This is a genomic window from Blautia sp. HCP3S3_B11 (assembly GCF_052064435.1).
Lineage (GTDB): Bacteria > Bacillota > Clostridia > Lachnospirales > Lachnospiraceae > Blautia_A.
Window position 1 is genome coordinate 23,395 of the sequence record NZ_JBQHVP010000001.1, and the last position, 14,500, is coordinate 37,894.

A 14,500-nucleotide genomic window follows, 5' to 3' on the forward strand; every position below is an offset into this window, starting at 1 on the left:
TGAAAAACAGCAGCCTGTCATACTTTTTCATAAAATAAACGGATGATCAGTTCCCGGAGTGCATCTTCATCCACATGGAACTCATCATGAAGGTCTCCCTCCTGGTCTGTTCCCGGAAGCTGCTCTATACTGTCCTCTGTGAACTCTGCTTTCTTAAGGGTCTTCACAAGTCCCAGATACTGGTTGCGTGTCACACTTGTCTGGATATAATCGTCCATCACATCGAGGGAATCCCATGCTTTCTCAAGGTCATTCTCATCCATGGACTGCATCTTCTCAACATAAGCTGTGAGATAGGCTTTCTGTCTCTGCATACGGCCCTCATTGCTGAAAGACTCCTCTGTATCTCTGTACTGAAGGAAATCCTTTATGCTGCTGTCATCCAGGGTAACCTGTGCATCCTCTGCCATCTCCGGATATTTCTCCTGAAGATCGTTATTTGGCACTGTAAGTGTGATCCCGCCTGCCAGCTCATTGATATAGGGCATGGAGTCCTGGTTTGTCACTACATAGCGCTTCACAGGGATATCTCCAAGGAGAAGTGATACTGCTTCGCAGAGACTCTCACAGCTTACCTTTCCCCCATCGCCATAGCTGTAGGCATATCCGATGTGCGTGGTATAGAGTCCCTTGTCATTGCCGTTCATTGTATATCTTCGGATATCAGTCATGGTATCACGGTTAATGGAGAGAATGGTCATCCTGCGGTTCTTCTCATCCATCACCACCAGAGCAATACTGTCTGCCCTGGCTTTATTTCCATACTGGGAGGAAGCTTCCAGCTTGCCTGTGGAGTCCACACCGGCATAGAGAATATTTGTGATACGGTTATTATACTGATATTCCTGACCTTTGTAAACAATATTTCTATAACTGTTGCCCACATTGTGGGTGTTCCCTGCAGTGATCTGCATAGATTTCTGCTTTGTCTGTTCCATATGGATAAAAACTGCTGCAAACAAAGCTACAGCCAGGCAGATCACCAGACTGATGATGATCTGTTTCTTATTTACAGGGTTATTTCTTCTTTTCTTTCTCATTCTTCTTAGCGCTCTTTCCATAGCCGTATCCGTAGCCATAGCCGTATCCGTAGCCATAATGTTTCTCATAAACCGGCGCTTTGTTCAGCACTGCACCGAGGAGACGGATACCTGCATACTGTATCTGCTGCTTTGCTTTATCAGCCTGTGCCCTGTCTGTCCTTCCACTCTCCACAACAAGGACAGTTCCGTCACACTGTTTGGCGATCAGCAGCCCGTCGATAACCAGGTTTAACGGTGGAGTATCTACGATCACATAATCATAAACGCTTCGCACAAATTCCATCAGTTCTACAAACAACGGACCTGATACCAGCTCACTGGGGTTTGGTGCCACTGCACCTGTAAAGATCATGTCAAGGTATTTGTCATCTGTGCGGTAGATGATCTTCTCTTTGCTGATATTTCCGCACAGGTATTCGCTTAAGCCCTTCTTCTCGCCTACAATATCATATCTGTTCTGTATGGTAGAATTACGGATATCGCAGTCTATAAAGAGGATTCTCTTCTCAAGCCCCGCCATGCTCTTTGCCAGGCGGAAGGCTATTGATGATTTACCCTCATTTGAAATGGCGCTTGTTACAGCTATTGTCTTGATATTGCTTCCACTTAACTGGATGTTTCCACGCAGAACATTGATGGCCTCATTTACGCGGAAAGATACATCTGATACATGTGGATGTATTACCTCTGTCTGTCTTCCCGTATATCCGGATTCTTTTACAAGATCCTGAAACAGGGATTCAATATTGTTATCTTCTCTGCCCATCTTCTACTCTTTCTTCTCTTCGTAATAAGGAATCACACTAAGTACCGGGATATCCAGATATCTCTTCAGGTCATCCTCTGTCTTTAATGTAGTGTCTGTCATGTAACGTACGCAGATCAGTCCACAGGCTGCGCAGGCTTTTCCTGGATATTCTTTGCCTCTTTTATCAAATTCTTGGTTCTCCTTCCTTATATGATCAAACCGGAGTTACAGGCCGATCTGTACTTTATATATCGTAATACGATTTCTGACATTCTTCAAGTGTATTTGACAAATTTCCTTCTGTTTTCCCCATTTTTTACAATTACGGAAGGATTTTCAATAAAAATTTTGTCAGCATATTCCTGTCCCATTTTGCTGATTACTTTTTTGTATGCTTCTCCTGTGCGGCAGATCCTGTACCGGCTGTCGTGGCAGTCAGAGCCTACGAAGTGAAGGAGGTCTCCTTTCATCAGCTTCCTGCAGAATCTTTTTGTATAAAATCCGCTTTTTCCCAGAATGCTGTCTGCATTTACCTGTATATAGGCTCCCATCTGTGCCAGGTCCCTGATCAGTTCCAGGTCACCCCGGAGGTTGTCGCAGCGTTCTGCATGTGCGATGATGGGGCGGTAGCCTACGATGATAAGGCTGCGGAGGCGGTCTTCTATGTAGCTGTATTCTGCATTTCCTGAGAATTCTACCAGAACATAGCCGGAATCTGCCATTGTACTGACCCTTCCCTCATCCAGCATTCTGCTCATCTGCATGTTTGCATGGAATTCACAGCCCAGGTATATTCTCATTCTGTCTTTCTTAGCAAGCTCCTGATTGAATTCCTGTACGCATTTCTCCACCAGAGCGAACTGGCTGCGGATGGTGCGGATGGGTGTATCAAACATCTGATCTCTGTAATGAGGGGTTGCGATAATGTTTCTAACTCCCTGTTCACATTCCATGCGGAGCAGTCTGCGGGTTTCCTCCAGGTCCTGTGCTCCGTCGTCCACTCCCGGAATCAGGTGGCAGTGGATATCAAATAAACCGTGGTCTGTCATATTTCTCTTTCATCTCCCTTTATTGCAAATAACTACAAAAACACCGTCCCTATATAAACTTATACAAGGACGGTGTCTGAACATCATGATTATGATAAATTATTCTTCTGTAGCTTCCTCAGCCGGTGCTTCAAGAGCTTTCATGCTCAGGCTGATCTTCTTGTCTTCGCCGTTGAAGTCAACAACCTTAGCTTCGATCTCCTGTCCGATTGACAGTACGTCTGCTGGTTTAGCAACGTGCTCTCTGGAAATCTGGGATACATGAAGAAGTGCATCTACACCAGGTGCAAGCTCTACGAATGCACCGAAGTCTGTCATACGTGCAACTTTACCTTTAACTACGTTTCCTACAGCGAAGTCCTCAGCTGCTGTGAGCCATGGATTTGCTTCCGGGAATTTGAGAGAAAGTGCGATCTTCTCTCCGTTGATCTCTTTGATAAGAACTTTAACTTTATCGCCAACAGTGAATACTTTCTTCGGGTTCTCTACTCTGCCCCAGGACATTTCAGAGATGTGAAGAAGTCCGTCTGCTCCGCCAAGATCGATGAATGCACCGAAATCTGTAACGTTCTTAACTGTTCCTTCAACTGTGTCGTCAACATGGATCTTCTCCATTAATTCTTTCTGTTTCTCTGCTTTCTCAGCAAGAAGAAGCTGCTTACGGTTACCGATGATGCGGCGTCTTCTCGGGTTGAATTCTGTGATAACGAATTCGATCTCCTGATCTGCATATTTGGAAAGGTCTTTCTCGTATGTGTCGGAAACCAGGCTTGCAGGAATGAATACTCTTGCTTCGTCTACGTTTACACAGAGTCCGCCGTCAAGTACCTGAGTTACAGGAGCTTTTAATACTTCCTGATTCTCAAATGCTTCTTCAAGACGTTTGTTGCCTTTCTCTGCTGCCAGTCTCTTGTAAGTAAGAGTAACCTGACCTTCTCCATCGTTTACTTTGAGAACTTTTGCTTCCATTGTGTCTCCAACGTGAACAGCATCTGTGAGTACAAGGCTTGCATCGTTAGAGTATTCGTTCTTTGTGATAATACCGTCTGCTTTATAACCGATATTCAGAATAATCTCATCTTCTTTTACATCGATGACAGTACCCTGTACAATCTCTCCATTTCTGATAGTCTTTACGGAATCTTCCAGCATCTGTTCAAAACTTAATTCTGACATGTTCTTGAACCTCCTCAATAATTTTGTTTGGGGTGGAAGCCCCTGCTGTAATACCTACATAACTACTGCATTGGAACATTTCAGAATCCAAGTCTACAGGTGTTTGTATATAGTAAGTATTTCCACATTCCTTTTTACATATTTCAAACAGCTTTTGAGTATTGGAACTATGCCGGCCACCTACGACCAACATAGTGTCTACCTCTCCGGCTATGTTTTTTGCTTCTCTCTGCCGTTCTTCGGTAGCATTACAAATAGTGTTTAAAATATTGAGAATATTTAAAACATTATTATCATACCTCTTTTTGCAAAGAATTTCAACTAAATCTTTAAATTTGTTGTAATTAAATGTCGTCTGGGACACGATGCTTATTTTTTTTCCTTCCGGAAGGAGGAATGCTTCGGCCTCTTCCTGGTTTTTGATCACTGTGTAAGGTCCCTGGCACCATCCGCAGATTCCCTGAACCTCTGGATGATCTTTGTCACCGATAATAATCACATGATTTCCGGCCAGGCTCTCTTTTTCCACGATGCGGTGGATCTTCAGGACGAAGGGACAGGTGACATCTACGTAAGAGATGTTTTTTTCTTTCAGTTTATCGTAAATGGGTTTGCCTACACCGTGGGAACGGATGACTACTGTTCCGTTTTGCAGGGTGTCATCCGGGGAATCCAGGTCTGCTTCTGCGATAACATGGACGCCACGAGCTTCCAGATCCGCTACTACGCCTTCGTTATGGATGATCGGGCCCAGAGTGAAAATAGGTTTCTGTTCTGTGTCTATGAGTTCGTAGACTTTGTTCACTGCACGTTTGACGCCGAAACAGAAGCCCGCTGTTTCTGCTACTTTTACTTTCATAAAATAATCCTTCTTAAATTATTTCTGCACTTTTTCCTTATATACATTAAGAATCGCATTTACAACATCATCAATTCCCATTTCCGAAGAATCTACAAGCACTGCGTCCTCTGCCTGTTTCAGAGGGGAGATTTCGCGGTTCATGTCGCGTTCGTCGCGCTCGATGATGTCTTTTCGAATCTGGTCCAGGTCAAAGGCTTCTCCCTTCTGTTCATATTCCAGTGCTCTTCTTTTTGCTCTGGTGTCTGCGCTTGCTGTGAGGTAGATTTTTACTTCTGCGTTTGGAAGGATGGTTGTGCCGATATCTCTACCGTCCATGACTACGTCGTTTTTCTCTGCCAGAGTTCTCTGAAGTTTCAGAAGATGAGCTCTGACTTTCGGGTTTGCGGAACTTTTGGATGCCATGTTTCCTACCTGTTCGGTGCGGATCATAGCATTTACGTTCTCTCCGTTGAGGATGACAATCTGTTCTCCGTTTTTGTATTCGATGGAAATGTCAGCGCCGGAACATACAACCTCGATCTCTTCCTGATTTTCTCCGTTTACGCCATGGTTCAGAAGATATAAAGCCATTGCCCTGTACATGGCTCCTGTATCTACATAGATAAATGATAATTCTTTCGCTACTTTCTTTGCAATGGTGCTCTTTCCTGCTCCTGCAGGTCCGTCGATGGCTATGTTACATCCCATTTTCGTGGTTCCTCCTGTTTCTATTATTCAAACAGATTTTCTCTGTTTTATTATTGATTGATGTTTATGAATCGTTGTTTCAACTCACAGTCGGTAATTTCACAGAGTCTGACATATCAGCAACATACTGACTGTGATTTGCCTCATGTCAGTGAGGGATACCGATTTCTCTCCGCCCGCCACTGCCGTTCATTCTCTTGTTTGCAATTCATCTCACCACCTATAGAGGTGGGAGAATTCTTGTTATATCTTGTTATATCTTGTTAAATAACGTATAGCTGAATCATATCATAGATATAATCCACCTACAAGGTACTCATCATCTGCTTGTTTCAGCTTACTGTATAGCTTGCGCTGCCAGATATGCGGTAGACCAGGCAATCTGTAAGTTATATCCACCTGTCACCGCATCCAGATCCAGTACTTCGCCTGCGAAGTAAAGACCAGATATCTTCTTTACTTCCATTGTTCCGGGGTTGATCTCTTTGACAGAGACGCCGCCTCTGGTAATGATGGCTTCTTTGAACTCACCCATTCCTGTGATTGTGAAGGGGAAGGCTTTGATAAGGTCAATGAAGTGCTGGCGTTCTTCTCTGGAGATGTCGTGGATTTTCTTCTCTGCGGGGATTCCACCCAGTTCCAGCATTACCGGAGTCAGAGATGACGGGAAAAGTACGCCAATCACGTTCTTGAACTGTTTGTTTGGTCCTGCTTCAAATTCACGCAGGATCCTGGCATCCAGTTGTTCTCTGGTGAGTGCCGGCTTCAGATCCAGATATGCGGACAGTTCGCCATTTGGTGCTTTCGCCAGTTTTGCACCAATGTGGGCACTGGCGGACAGGATCATGGGACCTGTGACTCCGAAATGGGTGAACATCATCTCTCCGAAATCCTCATAGAGTACTTTCTTTCCATTCTTTATGGTAAGTCCTGTATTCTTAAGGGAAAGTCCCTGAAGCTTAGGGACATAGTCTTCTTTTGTCTTTAATGGCACAAGGGAGGGAGCAATGTCCGTGACTTTCAGTCCCAGTTCTCTTGCGAAGCGGTATCCGTCACCTGTGGAACCGGTACTCTGATAAGAGAATCCACCTGTGGCTACGATGACTGCATCGCCTTCCATGAAGGTACCATCTGTAAGTATAACTCCTGTGATCTTCTCCTGCGGTATGTCAGATAATTTTTTTCCTTTTCTGCTTTTTCCTGCATCAGATCCTGATTCTGTTAATGCGGCTTCTGATTCAAGGGTATTTACGGAATCTGTTACAGGTTTCTTTACGATTTCCTGCACAGCAGTATGAAGATGAATCTTTGCTCCTGCTTTCTTCAGCTCACGCTCCAGAGCGCGGATGATGTCTGAGGAATGGTCAGACTGTGGAAATACGCGGTTTCCACGCTCTACCTTCAGAGGGACACCTGCTTCCTCAAAGAACTCCATTACATCCTGAGGGGTAAATGAATAGAAACTGCTGTAGAGGAACTTGGGATTGCTCATCATTGCAGGAAAGAGTTCTTCTGTGTCACAGGCATTTGTCACATTGCATCTGCCTTTTCCTGTGATGAATACTTTCTTTCCCAGTTTCTCGTTCTTCTCTAATATATGAACTTCATGATGGTTACGGGCTGCAAAAACCCCTGCCATCATTCCGGCGGCTCCGCCGCCGATTATTATAACTTTGCTCATGGAATATTCTCCTGTATTTATTTTACCCTGCAGATTGTCTATTTCATCATGGTTCCACGTCTCCGCTTCGCTACGATCAATATAGATATGTACCTCTGACATCATATACCCATTGGCACATTATATTCCCGGGTATCATATTCTTTCATAATAACGCAAAGGAGCCTGCTTACGCAAGCTCCTTTTTTCGTTTGGACATATTTAATTACTGATCAATTATACAGGATATGCTCCGTTCTTTTTGTCAGCTGCTTTTTCGTCAACTTTTGTTTTCTGAGCCTGACGGTATTTGAAGAAGTCCATAGCTACCTGTGGGAACAGTGCGTATGTTAATACGTCTTCATCCTGTTCCTTGTACTGAGCCATTTCGCTCTCAAGTTTCTCAAGCTCGTTGTCAAGAAGGTCTGCCGGACGGCATGTGATCGGTTTCTCATCGCCGATGCACTTCTTCTGTACTTCCGGATTAAACGGTTTTACAGTTGCGCCGTATTTTCCTAACAGGATATCCTTTGTTTCTTTTGTAACCATTTTGTATCTCTCGCCCATAAGTACGTTGAATACAGCCTGTGTACCAACGATCTGTGAAGACGGAGTTACAAGTGGCGGCTCGCCGAGGTCTTTACGTACACGCGGAACTTCCTCAAGAACATCGTAAAATTTGTCTTCTGCGTGCTGTTCTTTTAACTGGGAAGTCAGGTTGGAGAGCATACCGCCCGGTACCTGGTACAGTAAAGTCTTGATGTTAACACCAAGGTTCTTCGGATTGAGCAGTCCGCTGTCAAGAGCTTCGTCACGGATCGGACGGAAGTAGTCAGCGATCTCTGAAAGAAGTTTCTGGTCAAATCCTGTATCATATGGTGTTCCCTTGAATGTCTCAACCATAACTTCTGTTGCAGGCTGGGATGTTCCCAGTGCGAATGGAGACATTGCTGTATCGATGATATCTACACCAGCTTCTACTGCTTTTAAGTAAGTCATGGAAGCTACACCGGATGTGTAATGTGTATGAAGGTCGATCGGGATCTTAACTGTTTCTTTTAATGCTGTTACAAGCTCTGTAGCTTTGTTTGGAAGGAGAAGACCTGCCATATCTTTGATACAGATGGAATCAGCGCCCATATCTTCGATACGTTTTGCGATGTCTGTCCAGTATTCCAGTGTGTAAGCATCTCCTAATGTGTAGGAAAGAGCTACCTGTGCATGAGCCTTCTCTTTGTTTGCAGCGCTTACTGCTGTCTGCAGGTTACGAAGGTCATTGAGGCAGTCAAAAATACGGATGATGTCGATTCCGTTTGCAGCAGATTTCTGTACGAAGTATTCTACAACGTCATCTGCATATGGACGATATCCAAGGATGTTCTGTCCACGGAAGAGCATCTGAAGTTTTGTGTTCTTGAAGCCGTCACGTAATTTACGAAGTCTTTCCCATGGATCTTCGTGAAGGAAACGAAGGGATGCATCGAATGTTGCACCACCCCAGCACTCTACTGCGTGATAGCCGACTTTGTCAAGTTTATCTACGATCGGAAGCATCTGTTCTGTGGTCATACGTGTTGCGATCTGGGACTGATGAGCATCACGGAGAATGGTTTCCACAATTTTAACAGGTTTTTTCTCTAATTCTGCCATTATTAAATCTCCTTTATAAATTCAATTATACACCGAAAATAGCCATGAATGTTCCGGCTGCTACGGCTGTACCGATAACACCGGCAACGTTCGGGCCCATTGCGTGCATCAGAAGGAAGTTTGTAGGATCTGCCTCTGCACCCACTTTCTGGGATACACGGGCTGCCATAGGTACTGCGGATACACCGGCAGAACCAATCAGCGGGTTGATACGTCCATGAGTCAGTTTGCAAAGCAGTTTACCAAGCATACATCCACCGAATGTACCGATTGCGAATGCAACAAGACCTAAAACTACGATCTTCAGAGTATCTACGTTTAAGAATGCTTCTGCACTTGTGGAAGCACCTACGGATGTACCCAGAAGGATAACTACGATATACATCAGGGCATTGGAAGCTGTTTCTGTCAGCTGTTTTACAACGCCGCACTCTCTGAACAGGTTACCAAGCATGAGCATACCAACCAGCGGAGCTGTTGTAGGCAGGATCAGGCAGACAACGATTGTGATAATGATCGGGAACAGGATCTTCTCCAGTTTGGAAACCGGGCGAAGCTGATCCATTTTGATCTTACGTTCTTTCTCTGTTGTGCAGAGTTTCATGATAGGCGGCTGGATGATCGGAACCAGTGACATATAGGAATATGCTGCTACTGCGATCGGTCCCATCAGGCTTGTCTGTCCAAGTTTACCTGCAAGGAAAATGGAAGTCGGGCCGTCAGCACCACCGATGATGGAGATTGCTGCTGCTGCTTTTCCGTTGAATCCAAGGAAGATTGCAAGGAAGTAAGCTGCATAGATACCAAGCTGTGCTGCTGCACCCATCAGGAAGCTGATCGGGTTTGCGATCAGCGGACCGAAGTCTGTCATGGCACCTACACCCATGAAGATCAGGGATGGTAAGATACTCCACTCATCAAGGATGTAGAAATAATGAAGAAGTCCACCTACACCGTTGGACATATCTTCCGGATTTGCCATAATGTCCGGATAGATATTTACAAGCATCATACCGAATGCGATAGGAACAAGCAGAAGCGGCTCGAATCCTTTCTTGATAGCAAGGTAAAGGAATACGCAGGCTACTGCGATCATCAGGTAATTGCCCCATGTCAGATTGAAGAATGCTGTCTGGTGAATCAGGTTGGACAATGTTTCTGTTACATAAGACATTTGACTACCTCCCGTCTTAGTTCATTGTTGCTAAAGTATCTCCGTTTTCTACAGAGGCACCTTCTGCAACATCAATGCTTGCGATAGTACCGTCCTGAGGAGCTACTACAGGGATTTCCATTTTCATGGATTCAAGAATAATTACGCTGTCTCCGGCTTTTACTGTCTGTCCAACGCTTGCTGCTACTTTAACAACTTTACCAGGTACGGAAGCTGTTACTTTTACTGCGCCTGCACCTGCTGCAGGAGCTGCTGCTTTCGGAGCTGCTGCCGGTGCTGCTTTAGGTGCGGCCTTCGGAGCTGCTGCTGGTGCGGATACGCTTCCTGTTTCTTCAACAGTTACTTCATATGCTGTACCATTTACTGTAATTGTATAGCTTTTCATTTTAAAATCCTCCTAAATAAATAACAATTATTAGCGTTCATTACTTTCTCAGTAATGTAATCTACGATACGCAAAAATATTATCGGATGAACAGTGATTATCTTCTGTTTCTTTTTACTTTGCGGATGGAACGAACTACGAATCCGTCTGTTGTAGTTCCCTCTGCTGCTGCGATTGCTGCTGCGATAACAGCTACCAGTTCTCCGTCATCTGCAAGGTTCTCTTCTGCCTGTGTAGGTGCTGTCTGTGCGATGGCTGCTGCCTCTGCCTCTTTTGCAGCTTTGGCTGCTTTTGCTTCTGCTGCTTTCTTTGCTTCCGGATTCGGGATGAAACGGAACAGAGAAATCAGAAGACTTAACAGTACCAGCATTACGAATACGGTTCCGATACCCATCAGTGTGTTAAGACCGGCTCTCTGAAGAGTCTTAGCCATGCCGTACTGTACATCTATGGACACAGAATCAACAGTATTCAGATTTGAAAATACATATACAAAATTAGCGTTTGTTTTTTCAAACGTCTTAGGAACTGTGACTACATACTGTCCATTTTTTAAATCCACCGTAGTTTTTGCTGATTTGTCTTTTTTCTCTTCGTCTTTTTTCTCTTCATCTTTTTTCTGTTTTCCAAGCTCATCTTTTGAATCTTTCCATACTTGAGCTGCATTTACAGTAAAAGCATCCTCTGCTTTCAAATACGTTTCAATATCTTCGTCTGTCATACTGATAATCTGATCCGTAAGCCACTCACCATATTGGATCAATTTAGATTCTGTATCCGCATCAGCCTCATCAGCGGCAAATACCACAGATGTGCTGCCGATCACCAGTGCAGCCATTACGAGAAATGTCATGAATACAGAAGTTATTTTTTTGATCATTTTCATATGCGTCACCCCGCTTAAATCGTTCCGTGTTTCTTGGACGGACGATCTTCCCTTTTTGTGAACAGCATCTCAAATGCACCGATTACATATTTTCTTGTGTCAGCCGGGCTGATCACAGTGTCAACATAGCCTCTTGCTGCTGCGGAAGCAACACCATTCTGAAGCTCTCTGTACTGAGCAGCTTTTTCATTCAGTTCAGCAGCATCTGCATCTGCGTACATGATCTTGGCTGCCAGGGAAGCATCCATCATACCGATCTCTGCGTTATCCCATGCATATACAAGGTCTGCACCGATAGATTTGCTGTTCATTGCCACGTAAGCTGTACCGTAAGCTTTGCCGATGATCACATTTACCTTCGGAACAGTTGCATCTGCGAATGCAGCTACCAGTTCACCTACGGATTTCGCCATCATCTTCTCGCTGCATAAGGTTGCCATGAAGCCTGTTGCGTTTGTAAGTGTAAGTACCGGAATATCAAAAGCGTCGCAGAATTTCACGAAATCTGCTGCTTTTCTTGCGCCTCTTGCAGAGATGCTTCCGTCAAATGTTTCTGTTTTCTTGCCTTCTGCGTCATATACTTCGCTTCTGTTTGCAACAGCACCTACTGTAGCGCCGTTTAAACGGATAAAGCCTGTAACCATGTCTTTTGCATAGTCTGCTTTTGTCTCGAAGAATTCACCGTTGTCAGCGATCTGGGAAAGTGCGATTGCTGTATCACCTGCACAGTTTGCAAGTTCAGCACATACACGGTTGAGATCATCTGTACACTCTGTGTAATTGTCTGTGTCTTCATTATTAGAAGGAAGAAGTGATACTAAAGAACGGATCTGGCCAAGAACCTCTTCTTCTGTACCAACGCCATCGATCAGACCTGTTTCCTTGCTCTGGAACTCAGCTGCTGCTGTATCGCATTTATCTGCATTATTTCCTTCCAGTGCGTTCGGTGTGTTGATGAACATTTTTCCTTTTTTAGATTCGATAAATGTGAAGTCTGTCAGGGACGGGATAACTGCCATACCACCGCCGCATGTTCCGAAGATTGCTGTGATCTGCGGAATCACACCGGATGCCAGTGTCTGTTTCAGATAGATCTGTCCGAAAGCTTCCAGTGCATCTGTTGCTTCCTGAAGACGGATACCAGCACAGTCAACAAGTCCGATAACCGGAGCGCCTGTTTTCATTGCAAGATCATAAAGTCTTGTGATCTTCTTTGCATGCATTTCACCAACAGTACCGTTTAATACGGATGCATCCTGGCTGTATACATAAACCAGTTTGTCATCGATCACACCATATCCGGTGATAACACCGTCAGATGGTGCCTTGTTTGCAGTCATGTTGAAATCTGTGGATCTGGCTGTTACACCCTGTCCGATTTCGACAAAACTGTTTGCGTCAAGCAAAGAAGTAATTCTTGTGCCTGCTAAGCTTTGTGTTGCATTACTCATTCTTGTTTGCCCTCCATCTTTATGAGAATATTTAAAAGTTAACCCAAAAATTTAGCCAATTTTAATTCTACCTTTTTTAGCAAAATATTTCAATAATTTTTTATCATTTCCGTTAAAAAAATGCCATAAAATTTTGTAATGTTTTGCCATATGAGGCTTTTCTATCTGTTTCTTCCTATTATTCTTCACTTCGCAAGTTAAATGTGGTATCATTTTAGCGCGAAAAAGTTAATGAATTACGAAAGGGGCTATTATAATGGCAGAAAGAATTACCGGGCATACTGAATTAATCGGTCTGATGGCTTACCCGATCCGTCACTCCAGCTCTCCCGCAATGCAGAATGAGGCTTTTGCAAAACTCGGGTACGACTACGCTTACCTTGCTTTTGAGATTGGCGCTGATGAAATCGAAGACGCAGTAAAAGCGATCCGTACTCTGAAAATGAGAGGTTCCAATGTTTCCATGCCAAACAAAACTCTGGTTGGAAAATATCTGGATGAACTTTCTCCTGCAGCAGAGTTATGTGGCGCAGTTAATACAATCGTAAATGATAACGGCCACCTTACAGGTCATATCACAGATGGTATCGGATTTATGTCTGCCCTGAAGGACAATGATATCGATGTAATTGGAAAGAAAATGACAACTTTTCGTTTCATTACCGCAAGTCTCAACAATAGCCTGATGATGGATGCGGTTATGTTACGTTTATTCTTAATCTAAGAAATATGAGGATAATAAAATGAACACAATTCAGGTAAAAAATACGGTAATCGGTGAAGGCAGACCGAAGATCTGCGTTCCGATCATAGGAAAAACAACAAAAGACATTCTTGAAGAAGCCAAAAAGATCACTACTCTCCCGGTTGACGTGGTTGAGTGGCGTGTAGACTGGTTTGATGATGTCTTTACTACTGAAAAAGTATTAGAAACAGCAAAAGAACTCCAGAAAGTTTTAAAAGATATCCCTGTTCTCTTTACTTTCCGTACTTCCAAAGAAGGCGGCGAGAAAGAAATTTCCGTAAGTGATTATGCTGCTTTAAATATTGCCGTAGCCCAGAGTGGCTATGTAGATTTAATTGATGTGGAAGCTTTTACCGGTGATGATGTTGTAAAAACAATTATCGACGCTGCTCATGAGACAGGTGTGAAAGTAATCGCTTCTAACCATGATTTCTTTAAGACCCCGGAGAAGGATGAGATTATCAGACGTCTTCGCATGATGCAGGATTTCGGTGCTGATATTCCGAAAATGGCAGTTATGCCGACTTGCAAGCAGGATGTTCTCACACTTCTTAGTGCTACTCTGGAAATGTCTGAGAAATATGCAGACCGCCCGATCATTACCATGTCTATGGCAGGTACAGGCGTTGTCAGCCGCCTCACAGGTGAGACATTCGGCTCCGCTCTCACTTTTGGTGCTGCTTCTAAGGCTTCTGCTCCGGGACAGATCGGTGTCAATGAGTTAAAACAGGTGCTGGATATCATTCACAGCAGCTTATAATTCTTCAGCTATATAAATTATACTGAAGAATCGGTTTCCGCAAAGTACGGACCATAATTATAATAAATGAATTCACAAATGACTCCTTAAAAATAATAAAATACGTGTATCTGTCATCCGGACTTTTATTTCCGCTTATGGTTCCGGATGGCAGAAAAATTTAAGAAATATGTCATAGAACAGGCACAAAAGGAATGGGATTATAAAACAAGTTAGAATCAGAT

Annotated in this window: 13 protein-coding genes and 1 pseudogene; 2 read left to right on the forward strand and 12 right to left on the reverse strand. The window is 43.9% G+C overall.

Going from position 1 to position 14,500, the window contains the following annotated elements; translation table 11 throughout:
• Positions 1-17: 17 nt before the first annotated feature.
• The 12 genes from ACTNC0_RS00115 to ACTNC0_RS00170 all read right to left on the reverse strand — a co-directional run bounded on the left by ACTNC0_RS00115 (position 18) and on the right by ACTNC0_RS00170 (position 12,771).
• Positions 18-1,097, reverse strand: coding sequence for an LCP family protein (locus tag ACTNC0_RS00115; protein ID WP_441085820.1), 1,080 nt, complete (start codon positions 1,095-1,097; stop codon positions 18-20).
• Entirely contained in the window at positions 1,018-1,809 is a 792-nt protein-coding gene (locus tag ACTNC0_RS00120; protein ID WP_441085821.1) for a CpsD/CapB family tyrosine-protein kinase, read from the reverse strand. Before ACTNC0_RS00120 ends, ACTNC0_RS00115 begins: the two co-directional genes overlap by 80 nt.
• A 257-nt stretch (positions 1,810-2,066) precedes the next feature.
• Entirely contained in the window at positions 2,067-2,840 is a 774-nt protein-coding gene (locus ACTNC0_RS00125) for a CpsB/CapC family capsule biosynthesis tyrosine phosphatase (protein WP_441085822.1), read from the reverse strand.
• Between the two features lie 99 nt (positions 2,841-2,939).
• Positions 2,940-4,016 carry a 30S ribosomal protein S1 gene (rpsA, locus tag ACTNC0_RS00130; protein ID WP_441085823.1) on the reverse strand — a complete coding sequence of 359 codons (1,077 nt, stop codon included), beginning with the start codon at positions 4,014-4,016 and terminating at the stop codon, positions 2,940-2,942.
• A complete protein-coding gene (gene ispH / locus ACTNC0_RS00135; protein WP_441085824.1) occupies positions 3,997-4,875 on the reverse strand; it encodes a 4-hydroxy-3-methylbut-2-enyl diphosphate reductase in 879 nt (292 codons plus the stop codon). The genes rpsA and ispH overlap by 20 nt, the downstream gene beginning before the upstream one ends.
• An 18-nt stretch (positions 4,876-4,893) precedes the next feature.
• On the reverse strand, positions 4,894-5,565 hold the full coding sequence (gene cmk, locus ACTNC0_RS00140) for a (d)CMP kinase (protein WP_441085825.1): 672 nt from the start codon (positions 5,563-5,565) through the stop codon (positions 4,894-4,896).
• A gap of 337 nt (positions 5,566-5,902) precedes the next feature.
• Entirely contained in the window at positions 5,903-7,246 is a 1,344-nt protein-coding gene (locus ACTNC0_RS00145) for an NAD(P)/FAD-dependent oxidoreductase (protein WP_441085826.1), read from the reverse strand.
• 216 nt (positions 7,247-7,462) lie between these two features.
• Complete coding sequence (locus ACTNC0_RS00150; RefSeq protein ID WP_119233585.1) at positions 7,463-8,875, reverse strand: oxaloacetate decarboxylase subunit alpha; 1,413 nt, start codon at positions 8,873-8,875, stop codon at positions 7,463-7,465.
• A 25-nt stretch (positions 8,876-8,900) separates the two neighbouring features.
• The gene (locus ACTNC0_RS00155) at positions 8,901-10,049 is read right to left on the reverse strand and encodes a sodium ion-translocating decarboxylase subunit beta (protein ID WP_291816745.1); all 1,149 of its coding nucleotides are present in this window, start codon (positions 10,047-10,049) and stop codon (positions 8,901-8,903) included.
• A 16-nt stretch (positions 10,050-10,065) separates the two neighbouring features.
• Positions 10,066-10,434: a biotin/lipoyl-binding carrier protein gene (locus ACTNC0_RS00160; RefSeq protein ID WP_441085827.1), complete on the reverse strand. Its 369-nt coding sequence runs from the start codon at positions 10,432-10,434 to the stop codon at positions 10,066-10,068.
• Between the two features lie 97 nt (positions 10,435-10,531).
• A complete protein-coding gene (locus ACTNC0_RS00165) occupies positions 10,532-11,320 on the reverse strand; it encodes an OadG family transporter subunit (RefSeq protein ID WP_441085828.1) in 789 nt (262 codons plus the stop codon).
• Between the two features lie 14 nt (positions 11,321-11,334).
• On the reverse strand, positions 11,335-12,771 hold the full coding sequence (locus tag ACTNC0_RS00170; RefSeq protein WP_291807834.1) for an acyl-CoA carboxylase subunit beta: 1,437 nt from the start codon (positions 12,769-12,771) through the stop codon (positions 11,335-11,337).
• A 256-nt stretch (positions 12,772-13,027) separates the two neighbouring features.
• Between ACTNC0_RS00170 and ACTNC0_RS00175 the strand changes: the two are divergent.
• Together ACTNC0_RS00175 and aroD are read left to right on the forward strand one after the other, a co-directional pair.
• Positions 13,028-13,417, forward strand: a pseudogene (locus ACTNC0_RS00175) (quinate/shikimate dehydrogenase); the annotation flags it as partial.
• A gap of 97 nt (positions 13,418-13,514) precedes the next feature.
• On the forward strand, positions 13,515-14,276 hold the full coding sequence (gene aroD / locus ACTNC0_RS00180) for a type I 3-dehydroquinate dehydratase (RefSeq protein WP_441085829.1): 762 nt from the start codon (positions 13,515-13,517) through the stop codon (positions 14,274-14,276).
• Positions 14,277-14,500: the final 224 nt, after the last annotated feature.

Excerpts from the sequence above, each read along its gene's own strand:
- ACTNC0_RS00115 (WP_441085820.1), bottom strand. The coding sequence starts at position 1,097 with ATGGCTACGGATACGGCTATGGCTACGGATACGGCTATGGAAAGAGCG.
- ACTNC0_RS00120 (WP_441085821.1), bottom strand. The coding sequence starts at position 1,809 with ATGGGCAGAGAAGATAACAATATTGAATCCCTGTTTCAGGATCTTGTA.
- ACTNC0_RS00125 (WP_441085822.1), bottom strand. The coding sequence starts at position 2,840 with ATGACAGACCACGGTTTATTTGATATCCACTGCCACCTGATTCCGGGA.
- rpsA (WP_441085823.1), bottom strand. The coding sequence starts at position 4,016 with ATGTCAGAATTAAGTTTTGAACAGATGCTGGAAGATTCCGTAAAGACT.
- ispH (WP_441085824.1), bottom strand. The coding sequence starts at position 4,875 with ATGAAAGTAAAAGTAGCAGAAACAGCGGGCTTCTGTTTCGGCGTCAAA.
- cmk (WP_441085825.1), bottom strand. The coding sequence starts at position 5,565 with ATGGGATGTAACATAGCCATCGACGGACCTGCAGGAGCAGGAAAGAGC.
- ACTNC0_RS00145 (WP_441085826.1), bottom strand. The coding sequence starts at position 7,246 with ATGAGCAAAGTTATAATAATCGGCGGCGGAGCCGCCGGAATGATGGCA.
- ACTNC0_RS00150 (WP_119233585.1), bottom strand. The coding sequence starts at position 8,875 with ATGGCAGAATTAGAGAAAAAACCTGTTAAAATTGTGGAAACCATTCTC.
- ACTNC0_RS00155 (WP_291816745.1), bottom strand. The coding sequence starts at position 10,049 with ATGTCTTATGTAACAGAAACATTGTCCAACCTGATTCACCAGACAGCA.
- ACTNC0_RS00160 (WP_441085827.1), bottom strand. The coding sequence starts at position 10,434 with ATGAAAAGCTATACAATTACAGTAAATGGTACAGCATATGAAGTAACT.
- ACTNC0_RS00165 (WP_441085828.1), bottom strand. The coding sequence starts at position 11,320 with ATGAAAATGATCAAAAAAATAACTTCTGTATTCATGACATTTCTCGTA.
- ACTNC0_RS00170 (WP_291807834.1), bottom strand. The coding sequence starts at position 12,771 with ATGAGTAATGCAACACAAAGCTTAGCAGGCACAAGAATTACTTCTTTG.
- aroD (WP_441085829.1), top strand. The coding sequence starts at position 13,515 with ATGAACACAATTCAGGTAAAAAATACGGTAATCGGTGAAGGCAGACCG.